Below are 214 nucleotides of genomic sequence, written 5' to 3'. Positions count from 1 at the left end.
AACCAGAAATCAGACATCAAAAACGACAAGAAGAGCTCCGTCCCTTGATGGAAGAATTCTTTGATTGGTGTCGGGAGCAGTATGTCCTACCAGAGTCTAAGTTAGGCCGTGCTCTTAAATACAGTTTAGATTATGAGTCCACATTCAAGACTGTATTGGAAGATGGACGTCTAGTTCTCTCTAATAATCTGGCAGAGAGGGCTATTAAATCCTT

Annotated in this window: 1 protein-coding gene; it reads left to right on the top strand. The window is 41.6% G+C overall.

Annotated elements, in window-relative coordinates:
* Positions 1 to 214: transposase (locus tag E4T71_RS09685; RefSeq protein WP_167758544.1), on the top strand; the 214-nt coding region annotated here is incomplete at both ends.

The sequence above is a fragment of the Streptococcus sp. WM07 genome (assembly GCF_004570525.1).
In the GTDB taxonomy this organism is placed as follows: Bacteria; Bacillota; Bacilli; order Lactobacillales; family Streptococcaceae; genus Streptococcus.
This window is presented reverse-complemented; position numbering and strand designations above follow the sequence as displayed.